We start from the raw sequence: 14,102 nt of genomic DNA on the forward strand, positions 1-14,102 counted from the left end.
AAGTGATATATTATATCTATATATTTTAGCCGCGTTTTGCCAGCTCGTCATCAAATATATCTGTAGAACCGCACAAAAACATCTTTCATTTTTGTACAAAATACAGAATTCAAAATATATTTCTTCAATAATCAATGGTTTTCCATTGAAAAAATGGTACTTTTTGCCCTCTTATAGAAAGTCATTACCGTTACTCTACACCTCAGATATATGACTATTCACTTTTTATTTTCACTGAACTTCCCCGTTTAGGAGAAAGATTGACTGTTATGATACCTGCCGCAACAAGTATAAGTGCAACTGCAACTCTGTACAGACCTGCATCACTTCTTTCCGAAAGAAGCAGATAAGAGAGTATTACACCGAAAACAGGGTTCATAAACCCAAATACAGAAATCATGGAAACGGGATTATGCTTCAGAAGTATGCCCCATATTGAAAATGCAGCCGCAGAAACAAAAGCAAGATAAATAAGCATCATAACGCCCTTTGTATTTATGACAGATATCCTTCCGCCTGCGACAAAGCCAAGAAAAGTCATAAAAATACCGCCTAAAACGAACTGCCAGCCGCTAAGCAGAACAGTGTCCTCAGTACGCGAATAACGTTTGATAAGTCCTGCGGAAAACGCATATGAAAGAGCTGACAGAAATACAAAGCCCTCACCTGTAAATCTGAAACCTCCGCCTATCCCACTGAGATTTATGAGCACGACTCCCGAAAAGCCTATAAGACAGCCTGCTATTTTCCGCAATGTAAGCTTCTCGGTACGAAACACTAAAGCCGCAACTATTATCGACAAGAACACATTTGAAGCCGTAATAACAGAACTTTTCATACCCGTACTTCTTGATAATCCGATATAAAAGAATGTGTATTGCAGAATAGTCTGAAATAGCGACAGCTTAGCAGCCTTTGGAAAAGTCTCCCTCTTAGGGATAAGCAGCCTTCTTTCGATAACACTGCCGATAAGAAGTGCAAGGATACCTGCAAGAGTGAATCTCAGTCCTGCATACAAGATCTGAGTACAGGCATCATCTGAGGCTATTTTAGAATAACCACAGCCAAGCTTTATGCACGGGAACGCACTTCCCCAAAGCAGACAGCACAGCATAGTAAGCGGAATAACAACTATTTTTTTAGTAAGTACCGGCTTATCACTCATAGACATCAATACCTCTCAATATCCCTATTTCCTCAGCCTTATACATGAGCTCCCTGCACCTTTCATTCATAGTGCCAAAGTCCTTCAGCGTACAAACTGCATTTTCGCAATTCTTCATGATCTCCAGAGCCTTTTCGTACTTTTCCTGAGAAACAGCCTCAAAAGCCTTCTCCGAAACGAACTCTGAAGCAAGCGCACGAATCACAGGATATTCGATATCATTCTCATGAATTATACCTGCCGCAAATGCAATGCCTTTACGTCGCAGACTTCTGTAAAGAGCAATTCCGCTTCCTCCGCCTCCGATAACGAACACCGCAGGCTGAGAAGATATCTTGCCAAGCTCAGGAGAACCGTACGCCTCACAGAAGCTCCCTTTCTCAACTCCGTAAAGCTCCTCGATACAGCTTCCAGAGAATATTTCCTCGGGAGTTCCTGTACGATAGATACAATTCCCCTTTATGCATACAATAGTATCTGAAACTCGCTGAGCCAGTTCAAGCTCATGGAGGGACATTATTACAGCGATATGGCGCTCTGCCGCAAGCTTTTTCAGTATATTCATTAGCTCCAGCTTATATTTTATATCAAGAAAAGTCGTTGGCTCATCGAGAATAAGTATATCAGGCTCACGGCAGATAGCTCCCGCAAGCATTATCCTCTGACGCTGACCATCGCTTATCCTGTCAAAATCGCACTCCGCGATATCCTCAGCATCAACAAGCCTTATTGCCTCCTTTACCTTATCCCTGTCCTTATCCGAAAGGATACCGAGATTTCCCGTGTAAGGATAACGACCTGTTTCCACAACATCAATACACCGCATATATTCAGTCTTGATACGCCCTGTAAGCAGAACAGATACCGACCTCGCAAGCTGATTTCCGCTGAGTTCCTCGAGTCTGTCCTTTCCAATATATACAGCACCGCCAAGAGGTCTAAGCTGTCGGCAGATAGTTTTTAGTATAGTGGATTTTCCTGCACCGTTTGGTCCTATTAAAGTCAGAATCTTGCCCTGCTCTGCTTTTATCTCCACGCCCTCAACTATGACCTTCTTATCGTATCCTGCTGAAAGAGCTTCTGTACTTAACTTTATCTCATTCATTTTCGCCTCTCCTTTCCTTGTGAAGAAGCATATAAATAACAACAGGCGCACCGAATACCGCAGTTACGGTGCTTATACTCAGCTCCGTAGGAGCAAAAAGTGTTCTCGTTATAAGATCGCACAACAGACAGAACACCGCACCGCCAAGAAAGCAGGCAGGCAGTATGCGTATAGGCTTAGCCGTACCGAAACCGCTTTTCACTATATGCGGAACAGCCACCCCCACAAAGGAAACAGGTCCTGCAAAAGCTGTAACACAGGCAGACAGTACACTCGAGAGCAATATCAGAGATGCTCTGAAAGCTCTTATGCGCACACCTGAATTCACAGCATATTCTTCACCAAGCTGATAAGCATTCATAGGCTTTGACAGCATAAATGCAAGTAAACAGGCAGGAAAAACTATAGCTGCCGCAGTAATAACATCTCCCTTTGTGATGCCCGAAAAACTTCCCATAGACCAGTTATGTAGATTTACGATATTAGAGTCATCGGAGAAATTTACAACAAGCTCCGTAACAGCCGAGCAGATATAGCCTATCATAACTCCGCATACTATCAGCACTGACATACGCTTTACTTTTCCCGATATAATGAGAATTATCCCCATTGATATCATGGAACCTATAAAAGCAGCTGCCACCATGCCGAACGAACTTACAGTAAATCCCCTTGACAGTGAAAACACCATCAGCAGAGCAACCATGAGCTTAGCACCTGATGATATGCCTAAGATATAGGGACCTGCTATAGGATTTGCAAAGAAATTCTGCAAAAGGAATCCCGAGACCGATAATGCACCTCCGAGAACAACAGCAGCAGCAGTACGAGGGATCCTGAGTCTTGTTATTATATTGTATGCAGCCTTATCCGACTCAGGATCTGATAGTGCATTTATCATTCGCTGAACGGATATATCTGCGCTTCCCGCACATATATTCAGTACCGCAAGGGATACAAGCATAACGAAAAGTATCATATATCCCAATATAATACGCTGCCGCTGTAATTCCATAATTATCACTCCAGACGATACATATAATTCATCTTATCATCAGCTTCACCCTTGAAAACGCTGTGAAACTCCTTTATCATATCCGCAGCCCCCGTAGTCTGCTGATAGATATTTTTCTCGGTACACCATACATTGCCGTTCTTCACGGCAGTAAAATCCTTCAACAGAGGATAATTCCTTATGATATCATCAATACTGTCAACACCGCCTGTAATATCGCTGTTATAGAAAATAATATCAGCGTCCCATGCCTTCTCATAAAATGTCTCAGGCTGTATTGTCATTGTAGAGAGAGCATTTTCATCTGTTTTCAGGTCATCATTACTGAAAATATACTCTCCGCCTGCCATTCTCATCATTTCGGGAACATAATCCGCAGGCTTGCGTACAACAACTCCTCCTGCTGAATTTATATAGAAAAAAGCAGCCTTTTTGCCTGTTTTTTCCTCAGAAAGGATATCCTCGATCTCTCTGATCTTTTCATCAAAAAGCTTCTCTGCCTTTTCCTCACAGCCGAAAAGCAGACCGTAAAGCTTTATCCATTCCATTCTGCCAAGAGGATCCTTCTCGTAGCTTGATCTTTCAACCAGTACAGGAATTCCGAGGGCTTCTATCTGCTCCTTTACTTCGGGGCTGTGATATATCATTGTGGACTCGATAGCAAGGCTGCATTCCTCTTCAAGAAGAGCCTCATAATCCGGAGCACTGTACTTGCCGATATAAGTTATATCTCCGCAGTCCATACGATCGCGGATATTTTGCAGGCTCCAGTCATCATACTTGGTTGAGGTCATATCCACAAATTCAAGCGCACCTGCACCGTCAATAAGGTCCATAGCCGATGAAGCTGCATTATAAACATTATTCAAAGGCTGTCGAATCACAGCTGCATCACCTGCCGACTTTGGTACTGCACCGTTTTCGGGAACAATTACATACTTATCCTCGCCTATAGTTATAAGAACACAGTCATTGTCGATATACTCCGCAGAAAACTGCTTCGCATATTTAAGCTCAAGCATTTTTCCATCGTGAGATACGACCGCTGTACTTTTCCTGCCGCCGCAGCCTGTGAGCAGAACAAGAGCAGCAGCTCCGCAAATCAAACGCTTCAGCATATTATTCTGCTATAGTGGAAGAATCAAAGAAAATCGTATAATCTATCTCATGAGGAGTACTCATAGCCGTAGTGTCAGCCTTAACAGGCATTTTATAGTCAAAGCCTGTTACAGGCACCTCAAAAATCGAAAATTCATCAATGCTTACAGGCATTATCTTTTCATCACCCACTACCATGTAATCATACTTATTGCTGCTCCATATAACTTCGGCAGATGCCTTGCCGTCCTTTACTGTAAGCTTTGCAGGAGACTGTATTGAAGCCTTTCCCGAGCCTCCTTCAAGCTTGACATCGACTTTGTACTCTCCGTCAGCAAGTCCGAGAGACTCAACGGTAGCATATGCTCCATCACCGAGTGCATCTGTGGGAAGTGAATCTGCGCGGAAAACAAGCTTTCTGTCATACCACAGTTCCTTACGCTTGCTGAATGCGGCACAGTCTATCTCCTTATCAAGAGCCTCCACAGGAACAGTGAATATAACATGATCGCTGTCGTTTTCTGCCTGTATATATTCACTTTCCAAAGCCTTTTCCGCATCTACGCTTGTTCCCATGAATAAGTATTCATAGCCGCTGCCACTCATAGTCATCTTAGCTGTCATCTTTCCGTCAGCAACTGTAAGCTTACATTTTGTTATCTTGAACATGGAAGAGCTTGAATCAACATTGATATCATACTCGCCCTCATTGAGCTTATCGGCTGTAACAGCCTCCATGCCCTCATATCCTATCTCCTGCTGCGGAGCAGTAGCCTTTTCGGTAGTCGGTTCAGCCTCAGTCTCGGCAGCTGTAGTTACTTCCTCAGTTGTTGCAGCAACAGTTGTAGTCGTTTCTTCCTTCGATGAAGCTTTATTGCTCTTGTCACCGCATGATGCAAGTACAGCAGCCAACAGGATCGATACTATAGCAATTTTTTTATTCATAATAATTACCTCTTAAAGAATCAGCCGACACAAGGTCGGCTGCATAATATTTTTACTTTACAGAATCAATAGCTTTCTGAGCGTGCTCAACATATATCTTCTGGATATCCTCGTTCTCACCAAGACCTCTCAGTAAGCACTCTACCTCAAAGCCCTCAGCAAGGAATTCAGACTTCCATGAATCTTCTTCATCGCCTGCCATATCATTATTAGCATGGTCGCCTGCAACTACCATAAGAGGTTCAAGAACTACCTTCTTGTAATTGCCTTCCTTTACCTTTGCGATAACATCTTCCAGTGAAGGCTCAGCCTCAACAGTACCTACATAGTAATTGGTGAAACCGTCCTTTGTAAGGAGATCCTGCATCTTCTGGTATACAGCATTTGAAGCAGCCTCTGTACCATGACCCATGAAGCAGATAGCTGTCTCACCGTCATCGTAATCCTTAGTCCAGTCTGTAATAGCCTTTTCTACCTTAGCGAAATCGTCATCGCTTGTGAGGAGAGGCTCGCCGATAACTACCTTATCGAAAGCATCTGAATACTCAGCTATCTTATCTGTAACTTCCTCGTATTCAAGTCCGTTCATAAGGTGTGTAGGCTGAACAACGAGAGTCTTTACTTTATTGTCAACAGCTCTCTTGAGAGCAGCGTCGATATCATCAATGAGAACTCCATCTCTCTTGTTTACGTGATCTATAACTATATTTGCTGTGAAGCCGCGGCGTACTGCGTAATCAGGGAAAGCCTTTTCGAGAGCATTCTCGATAGCACCGATAGTAAGACGTCTGCTGTCGTTGAAGCTTGTACCGAAGCTTATAACAAGAAGCTCACTGTCGCCGATCTCGTCCTGATTTCTTATATTATCGAGAGAAGCATCTCCTGTATCGTAGTTTTCCTCGTCTTCTTCCTTAGCCTCAGTAGTTGTTTCAACCTCTGCAGCATCGGTAGTATCAGCAGCAGTTGTGTCAGCGGCTGTAGGTGCCTCTGTTGTTGTCTGAGTATTGCTTTCCTTCTTTTCACTGTCTCCGCATGAAACAAAGCAAGCAGCAGTAAGTGTAAGTGCAGCAGCGGCTGCGATCATTTTTCTCATTTTCATTTTCTTTTCCTCCTGATTTTCAGGAGACATGGTCGTGCGCAAAAAAACCTTCCGCTAAGGCAGAAGGCATCACAATAAGCCCGTTTTCCCTGCGGGCGACAATGGTACGATCAATGCCTCGTGATCCTTGGGACCTTGCCCATGTACCGATAAGCGGCAGGTTTCCTGACTTGCAGACAATAACACATTTTTTCGCCTTCCCGATATTACTCAGTGGCTGTACCTGTATACGTGAAAAAATGCTGTCTGTTCACAGTGACGAGATCGTGCAGGCATCTCACCTGCTTCCCTTTTACCCTTTCCAGCCGAAGCTGAAAGGCACCGATTACCTTATTTGATTATAATATCCATGAATACAAAACACATTATATCACAGATTTCCCGTATTTCCAATAGTTTGAATGAAAATCGTAACTTTTTACAAAAATAGTCCTTTCTTTTACAAAAAAATATATGCAAGAACGCGTTATATGAACTTTAACACTATAAGTAACGGATTGAACACTTTTGTACACGCCAAATTCCTTGACATTACGGCAAAAAATACGATATAATTGTATAAACGATATGTATTCGGAGGTGCGATAGTATGAAACTGAAAAAACTTATATCCGCAGCTATTTCAAGCTGCTTATTCATGTCGACTTTTACGTGTATAGGCTCTTATGCTGCAAATCAGCGCGTATCTGTACACGATCCGTCGATAATCAAAGCTGACGGGACATATTACGTATTCGGCTCACATATAGAAGCCGCAAAGACCAACGATCTAAAAAACTGGAGAAGATTTTCAAACGGCTATGCCACTAAAAACAATGTTGAATTCGGTGATCTCTCTCAAAACTTGAAAAAAGCCTTTGCATGGGCAGGTGAAGACCTGGAGGACTGCGCAGGAGGCTTTGCGGTATGGGCACCTGATGTGGTTTGGGACGCAGATTTTATAAACTCAGACGGAAGCAAGGGTGCGTACCTCATATATTTCTGCACCTCCTCAACGTATATGCGCTCTGTAATTGCCTATGCTGCTTCAAAAACAATAGAAGGTCCGTACACATTTGTGGATACACTTATCTATTCAGGCTTCACCAATAATGACGCATATGTAAAAAGTTCCACAAAGAATGTAAACAAGAAGTATACCTCTACCAATATAGACGAGCTTATTGCCGCCGGACAGGTAAGCTTCAATAATAACTGGTTCAGAAACAATGACTACAATAACCAGCTTTTCCCAAATGCAATAGACCCTACCATATACTACGATACAAACGGCAAAATGTATATGTGTTACGGTTCGTGGTCAGGCGGTATCTTCACTCTTGAAATAGACCCGAAAACAGGACAGTGCATACACCCGAAAACAGGCACTACCTCCGACGGCAGAATGATCGACAGCTATTTCGGAACCAAAATTTCTGGCGGCTACGGCAAATCGGGAGAAGGTCCTTTCATCGAGTACAATGCCGATACAGGCTACTATTATTTATGGGTTACATACGGCGGACTAACATCAACAGGCGGCTATAATATGCGCGTGTTCCGCTCTGTCTCACCTACAGGACCATTTACCGATCCGGCAGGCAGACAGGCGGTGCTGCCCACTAATCCAAACCTCGATGCAACAGGACTAAAGGTCATGGGCAACTATAAATTCAGTTCACTGAGCAAGGCTTATATGGCTTGCGGACATAACTCGGTACTTCGCGATGATGACGGAAAATGGTATCTTGTATACCATACCAGATTTGATGACGGAGCAGAATTCCATGAGGTGCGTGTACATTCAATGTACTTCAATGAGGAGGGCTGGCCTGTTGCAGCGCCTTATGAATATGCAGGCGATGAAATATCCGCAACAGGCTATGACGATAATGATATAATCGGCGAGTATGAGTTCATTAACCACGGAACTTCCACAGACGGAAAGATAATCGGCTACAGTAATATAAAGTTAAATGCTGACGGAAGCATAAGCGGCGCAGTTACAGGAAAATGGACGCAGGCACAGGACAGCGCAGCTGCCGAAATAACAATAGGCGGTCAGGGATACAGCGGTTATTTCCTTGCAGCTAAGGACGAAAACGGGAAAAAAGTGATGTCATTCACAGCAGTTGGAAAAAATAATCAGACCATATGGGGCGTTCAGACTAAAGAATTCACAGGAAAGGATCGTTCGGGACTTGCCGATTTTACAGATACAAACTCACAGCTGATAAATAAAGCTGATACAGTCAGTGGAAGCGGTGCAGCGGTAAAGCTCAGCGGAACGGAACTTATAAGCGGTGTTCCCTACTACATCATCAATCAGAACAGCGGAATGGCTATAGACCTACCCAACGGCAAGCTTGACGCAGGCACAAATATCCAGCAGTGGGAACGCAACGGGAGCTGGGCTCAGCAATGGCGCATAATCGCAGTCGATAAGAACTACTGTCGTATCGTTTCTGTAGGTAATGAATCAATGTGTATCGCAGCTGCACAAAGCTCTGCCGATGACGGCGTAAATATAGAACTGCAAAAATACGAAGGCAAGGATAATCAGCTCTTCAAAATAAAAAAATGCGGCTCAGATTACGGAATAGTTTCAAAATGCTCAGGCGACACAGGCGGACTTGATGTTTACGAATGGTCAAAGGAAAACGGCGGCAACGTAAATCAGTGGAATTACTGGGAGGGCAGCTGCCAGCTATGGAGCCTTTCCCCCGTTCACCCACAGGTCACTGACGGAAACTACATGATACGCAGCATCGACAACGAGCTATTTATATTCGATATGAACGGCAAAGTAACTCAGTTCGATGCAAGAGGCAAATCTGTCCAGCCTGATATGTTCGGAAATATGCCGTTTACTCTCAACGATCAGATATGGAGCTTCACAAAACTCAGCGACGGATGCTATACCATAAAAAATCAGAACGGTCAGGCACTTGCTGTTGACGGCTCAGATAAACTGACTGTTGAGACTGCAACAGGTGGAAACGATCAAAAATTCAAGATAATATGCAATAAAGACGGCAGCTATTCATTCTTCTGCAATGACGTTTGCATCGAGATAGAAAAAAACGATACTGATGAAGCAGGATTTTTCACAAACAGCTTCACAGGTGCATATACACAGAAATTTGTGCTCGAACCTGCCGTTCCCGAAGAGATAAAACGAACTGTAAAGGGCGATATAAACGGCGATGATATTCTTGATATCGCAGATCTTGTAATGCTGCAAAAGTTCCTTCTGAATAATTCCCCTGTTACTCGTCCCGAACTCTCGGATATAAACGGTGACAGCATGGTTGATATCTTCGACAGTATAGCTCTTAGAAAGCTTCTTATAAGCAAATAACGGACCTCAGCGCAGCTCGTAAGCATAAAGCTTGCGGCTGCGCCTATTTTTTGACAAAATACAAATTTGTAACCCATTTTAACTTGACATTACTTGTGAAAGTGTGTAAAATAATATTAAGTAGGTCTATTTGACCTGCTAAAGAGAATATTTACGGAGGTCAAATATGGATCCTAAACAAAACAGACCCCAGGGCAGACGCAAGAACGTTACCTCTGGTGGAAATGGCGCACATAGACGCGGTGACGGACTCGGTACAGGTCCTGTAGGTTCGGGCAGCTATACAGGCGGCTCAACAGGCGGAGGCGGCGGAATGAAAAGAGCTGCTGCCGGCGGCGGAGGACTGTCCTTACTGGTTATAATCGGTATCATTTTATTTAAATTCATGGGCGGAAGCGGCGCAGGCGGCGGCACAAGCAACGGCGGAGGCGGCGGAAATCTCCTCGGCTCACTTTTAGGCGGCGGTTCGGCTCCATCAGGCTTTGATTTCAGCACAGAGGATACTGCATCGGGCAGTACTACAAGCGACGCTGCTGTAGATACTTCAGTTGCAACAGGTTCAAGAGAAAAACGTACAGTCATCAAGGGCAACAACGAGGACGTTGTTACTATCATGGTATATATGTGCGGAACCGATCTTGAGTCTAAATACGGCATGGCCTCCTCAGATATGCAGGAAATGAGTGCTGCTTCCTACGGCGATAATGTAAATGTTATCGTATTCACAGGCGGCTGCTCAAAGTGGAAGTCCACAGGCATAAGCAATAAGGTAAATCAGGTATATCAGATAAAGAACGGACAGGTAGGAAGACTTGTCGAAGATGCAGGCACAAAGGCAATGACAGACCCAAACAACCTTTCATGGTTTATCAAGTATTGTGCTCAGAACTTCCCTGCCAACAGAAACGAGCTTATCCTTTGGGATCACGGCGGCGGATCTGTAACAGGCTACGGCTACGACGAAAAAAACAAGAGCAGCGGTTCTATGAGTCTTGCAGGTGTTAATCAGGCACTCAAGAGCGGCGGAGTAAAATTCGATTTCATCGGATTTGACGCTTGCCTCATGGCAACAGCTGAAACTGCTCTCATGCTTAATGAACACGCTGATTACCTTATCGCATCTGAGGAAACAGAACCTGGTATCGGCTGGTACTACACAAACTGGCTCACAAAGCTGGGCAGCAATACTTCTATGTCAACTCTTGATATCGGTAAGAACATCGTTGACGATTTCGTTTCCGAGTGTGCAAAGAAGTGCAGAGGTCAGAAGACAACACTTTCAGTTATCGACCTTGCTGAATTCTCAAATACAGTACCTAAGGATCTCAATGCGTTTGCAAAGTCAGTAAGTGCAAAGATATCAAAGGACGAATACAAGGACATTTCCAACGCAAGATACTCTACCCGTGAGTTTGCCGAAAGTACACGTATAGACCAGGTAGACCTTGTAAATCTTGCTGAGAATGTTGGTACTCCCGAAGGTAAGGCACTTGCAGACACTCTTAAAAAGGCAGTAAAGTACAACCGCACATCAACAAATATGACAAATGCATACGGTGTATCTATCTACTTCCCTTATCAGCGTACATCTTATGTTGATACAGCCTGCAATACATACAACCAGATCGGTATGGACTCTGAGTATTCAAAGTGCATCAAGCAGTTTGCAAAGCTTGAAACAGGCGGACAGATCGCAGCAGGCGGCTCAGGCTCACCTCTCAGCTCACTCTTCGGACTTGGCGGTTCATCAGGTTCATCGGGCAGCTCAGACATGATCGGTTCACTTCTCTCCAGCTTCCTTGGCGGCGGTGGAAGAAGTATCACGGGTCTTGACGACTCAAATACCTCTTTCATGCAGGATACAGATGTTGAGGATACAGCCGAATACCTTTCAACTCACTATTTCGACGCTTCAAAGCTTGTATGGGAAAAACAGAACGACAGCTACACCATGAAGCTTTCAGAAGATCAGTGGAGCATGGTCCACAAGCTTGATCTCAATATGTTCTACGATGACGGCGAGGGTTACATCGACCTTGGTCTCGATAACATCTACGACTGGACTGAGGATGGTGATCTCTTAGCTGATACAGAAAAGAACTGGCTCTCTATCAACGGTAACGTTGTAGCTTACTATCATACTGATACGACTACAAGCGGCGATGATACTATTATAACAGGCTATGTACCTGCTTTCCTTAACGGTGAACGCGTAAACCTTATAATCGTATTCAACAACGCTAATCCTAACGGCTTTATCGCAGGAGCTTCAACAGACTATGTCAACGGCGAAACAAATGCTGTAGCAAAGAACCTTACAGAACTCAACAACGGCGACAAGCTTGACTTCATATGCGACTACTACGACTATGATATGAATTATCAGGACAGCTACATGATAGGTGAACAGGTAACTTACAGCGACAATATGACCATAAGCAATACATCTGTAGGTGACGGCGCGTGCCATATCCTCTACCGCTTCTCTGATATTTACAATCAGGATTACTGGACAGAGCCTATCGTTATAAAATAAAATATATGTAAAAAACGCTTCAGGTTATACTGAAGCGTTTTTTATATTAGTTATATGCTATAAAAAAATAAACGCACGGGAATAAACTCGTGCGTTTATAAGTGCCGCTGACCGGACTTGAACCGGTACGATATTGCTACCGAGGGATTTTAAGTCCCTTGTGTCTGCCAATTCCACCACAGCGGCAAATATTCTGCGGTGTATTTGGTTTACACCGCTTTTTTGGTCGAGGTGACAGGATTTGAACCTGCGGCCCCTACGTCCCGAACGTAGTACTCTACCAAACTGAGCCACACCTCGGACAGCATTAATATTATACATCAAATGAGCAGTGATGTCAAGTAAAAATATCAATAATATAATTATTTTTATTTTTTTACTATATAAATTTTACTTATAATAAAAATGAGCAGCTGAGTAAGTAAGCTCAGAGCTGCTCTGATTTGTTTGAATTACTGGAATATAGGAGATTCGCTTATCATCTTGTCCCTATCCCATTTCTGTATTCTTTTTACGCCGTCAGCACAGGTGAATATGCCTTTTCCGTGACGCAGGTCACTTTCCCACTCTCCCTCAAAAACATCACCGTTTTTGTAGAAATAAGTGCCATGCCCCTGCTTAAGACTGTTCTCAAAGCGTCCTTCGTATCTGTCACCATTATTATAATAGAAGATACCCTGACCGCTTTTGACATTATCGCACCACTCACCGTCATATTTATTGCCGTTATTATAAGTGAACACGCCGCGGCCGTTTCTCATATCATTTTCATATTCTCCGTCGTAAATATTTCCGTCAGCGAATGTGAATACTCCTTTGCCCTGCTTTACGCCTTCGTTGAAGCTGCCCTCATACACATTACCGTTATTATAGGTAAATACGCCCTTTCCGTGCATTTTACCTGTAAAGCCGACTTCACCTTCATATTTTCCGTTATCGAATTCGAGAAATCTCTTAGAATCGGGAGAAGGCTTCGGAGTTCCGCTGATAAGCTCCTCGCTTACTATCTTGCCTTCTTTATAATTTCGCTTGTAAACGCAGTTATCATCACGGGTCTTGAACATAGCCTCCCCTTCAAGAAGTCCTTCTATCCATTCGCCCTCGATAACGTCACCGTTTTTATAAGTGAACACACCTCTGCCGTGATATCTGCTTCTGCTCCATGAACCTACATATTTTGTCATGCCGTTTTCATAGAATTCAGTGCCCTCGCCGCATCTCCAGCCGTACATCCATTCGCCGTCATATTCGAGTTTGCCTGTCTGCCAGTACTGCTTACCACTGCCATGAAATCTGTCGTCAACAAAATCTCCTGCATATACAAGGGATTTGCTTGCCTCATCACCATCGCCCTGACCGATATCATAGTAACCCTTTGCGTATTTACGTCCAAAACCGCAAAGCTTGCCGTCTTTCCATTCGCCGTCGTACTCTATGTCAAGGTCATTGATGAAAACTCCGCGTCCCTCGGGTTTCCTTCCCGAACCAACGTGTCCGGAGTAGACACCTGTTCCAAGAACAGAGCTTATAAAATTCATATTATTTGCGATACCTTTGCTTACTTTAAGAAAATCCAGCATTCCCATAATATCTTCTCCAAATCTTCACTTTCAGATCTTTAGGGAGAATCTGACGAGTTGTATTATTAAATCCATTATTAAATTAAAGCATAATTCATCGCTTATATTGTACCATATTGCAATTCCAAAGTCAATAATCCACGATTTAATTTTTATAGTTTGATTGGTATAACAAATTTTTTACGTAAAATAGGTGTTTTTCATAATTAGGTATTGACA

Annotated in this window: 9 protein-coding genes, 2 tRNA genes and 1 riboswitch; of the genes, 2 read left to right on the forward strand and 9 right to left on the reverse strand. The window is 43.5% G+C overall.

Translation table 11 applies throughout. The features are described from left to right. Nucleotides 1-214 precede the first annotated feature (214 nt). From BUB28_RS03920 to BUB28_RS03945, 6 genes are read right to left on the reverse strand one after another with little or no spacing between them, the layout of a single operon-like run. Entirely contained in the window at nucleotides 215-1,165 is a 951-nt protein-coding gene (locus BUB28_RS03920) for a DMT family transporter (RefSeq protein WP_081373383.1), read from the reverse strand. Beyond that, on the reverse strand, nucleotides 1,158-2,270 hold the full coding sequence (locus BUB28_RS03925; RefSeq protein ID WP_072948995.1) for an ABC transporter ATP-binding protein: 1,113 nt from the start codon (nucleotides 2,268-2,270) through the stop codon (nucleotides 1,158-1,160). The genes BUB28_RS03920 and BUB28_RS03925 overlap by 8 nt, the downstream gene beginning before the upstream one ends. Then, on the reverse strand, nucleotides 2,263-3,285 hold the full coding sequence (locus BUB28_RS03930) for a FecCD family ABC transporter permease (protein ID WP_072948997.1): 1,023 nt from the start codon (nucleotides 3,283-3,285) through the stop codon (nucleotides 2,263-2,265). The genes BUB28_RS03925 and BUB28_RS03930 overlap by 8 nt, the downstream gene beginning before the upstream one ends. A 5-nt stretch (nucleotides 3,286-3,290) precedes the next feature. After that, a complete protein-coding gene (locus BUB28_RS03935) occupies nucleotides 3,291-4,403 on the reverse strand; it encodes an ABC transporter substrate-binding protein (protein WP_072948999.1) in 1,113 nt (370 codons plus the stop codon). Between the two features lies 1 nt (nucleotide 4,404). After that, a complete protein-coding gene (locus BUB28_RS03940) occupies nucleotides 4,405-5,328 on the reverse strand; it encodes a hypothetical protein (RefSeq protein ID WP_072949001.1) in 924 nt (307 codons plus the stop codon). Nucleotides 5,329-5,380: 52 nt separating this feature from the next. Continuing rightward, nucleotides 5,381-6,427 (reverse strand): sirohydrochlorin cobaltochelatase, encoded by a 1,047-nt coding sequence (locus BUB28_RS03945; RefSeq protein ID WP_072949003.1) that lies wholly within the window; start codon nucleotides 6,425-6,427, stop codon nucleotides 5,381-5,383. Nucleotides 6,428-6,565: 138 nt separating this feature from the next. Then, nucleotides 6,566-6,768, reverse strand: a riboswitch (cobalamin riboswitch). Between the two features lie 248 nt (nucleotides 6,769-7,016). On the opposite strand from BUB28_RS03945, the gene BUB28_RS03950 reads away from it, so the two are divergent. Together BUB28_RS03950 and BUB28_RS03955 are read left to right on the forward strand one after the other, a co-directional pair. Then, a complete protein-coding gene (locus tag BUB28_RS03950) occupies nucleotides 7,017-9,767 on the forward strand; it encodes an RICIN domain-containing protein (protein WP_072949005.1) in 2,751 nt (916 codons plus the stop codon). A 166-nt stretch (nucleotides 9,768-9,933) separates the two neighbouring features. Then, the gene (locus BUB28_RS03955) at nucleotides 9,934-12,303 is read left to right on the forward strand and encodes a clostripain-related cysteine peptidase (protein ID WP_072949007.1); all 2,370 of its coding nucleotides are present in this window, start codon (nucleotides 9,934-9,936) and stop codon (nucleotides 12,301-12,303) included. Between the two features lie 102 nt (nucleotides 12,304-12,405). Here BUB28_RS03955 and BUB28_RS03960 read toward each other — a convergent pair. From BUB28_RS03960 to BUB28_RS03970, 3 genes are all read right to left on the reverse strand, one after another. Then, nucleotides 12,406-12,489, reverse strand: a tRNA-Leu gene (locus BUB28_RS03960). A 37-nt stretch (nucleotides 12,490-12,526) separates the two neighbouring features. Next, nucleotides 12,527-12,603 (reverse strand) — tRNA-Pro (locus tag BUB28_RS03965). Nucleotides 12,604-12,755: 152 nt separating this feature from the next. After that, nucleotides 12,756-13,889: an MORN repeat-containing protein gene (locus BUB28_RS03970; protein ID WP_072949009.1), complete on the reverse strand. Its 1,134-nt coding sequence runs from the start codon at nucleotides 13,887-13,889 to the stop codon at nucleotides 12,756-12,758. Nucleotides 13,890-14,102: the final 213 nt, after the last annotated feature.

It is taken from the genome of Ruminococcus flavefaciens (genome assembly GCF_900143025.1).
Classification (GTDB): Bacteria; Bacillota; Clostridia; order Oscillospirales; family Ruminococcaceae; genus Ruminococcus; species Ruminococcus flavefaciens_I.

Coding starts and splice junctions, on each gene's coding strand:
- BUB28_RS03920 (WP_081373383.1), bottom strand. CDS start 1,165: ATGAGTGATAAGCCGGTACTTACTAAAAAAATAGTTGTTATTCCGCTT.
- BUB28_RS03930 (WP_072948997.1), bottom strand. CDS start 3,285: ATGGAATTACAGCGGCAGCGTATTATATTGGGATATATGATACTTTTC.
- BUB28_RS03945 (WP_072949003.1), bottom strand. CDS start 6,427: ATGAAAATGAGAAAAATGATCGCAGCCGCTGCTGCACTTACACTTACT.
- BUB28_RS03955 (WP_072949007.1), top strand. CDS start 9,934: ATGGATCCTAAACAAAACAGACCCCAGGGCAGACGCAAGAACGTTACC.
- BUB28_RS03925 (WP_072948995.1), bottom strand. CDS start 2,270: ATGAATGAGATAAAGTTAAGTACAGAAGCTCTTTCAGCAGGATACGAT.
- BUB28_RS03970 (WP_072949009.1), bottom strand. CDS start 13,889: ATGGGAATGCTGGATTTTCTTAAAGTAAGCAAAGGTATCGCAAATAAT.
- BUB28_RS03950 (WP_072949005.1), top strand. CDS start 7,017: ATGAAACTGAAAAAACTTATATCCGCAGCTATTTCAAGCTGCTTATTC.
- BUB28_RS03935 (WP_072948999.1), bottom strand. CDS start 4,403: ATGCTGAAGCGTTTGATTTGCGGAGCTGCTGCTCTTGTTCTGCTCACA.
- BUB28_RS03940 (WP_072949001.1), bottom strand. CDS start 5,328: ATGAATAAAAAAATTGCTATAGTATCGATCCTGTTGGCTGCTGTACTT.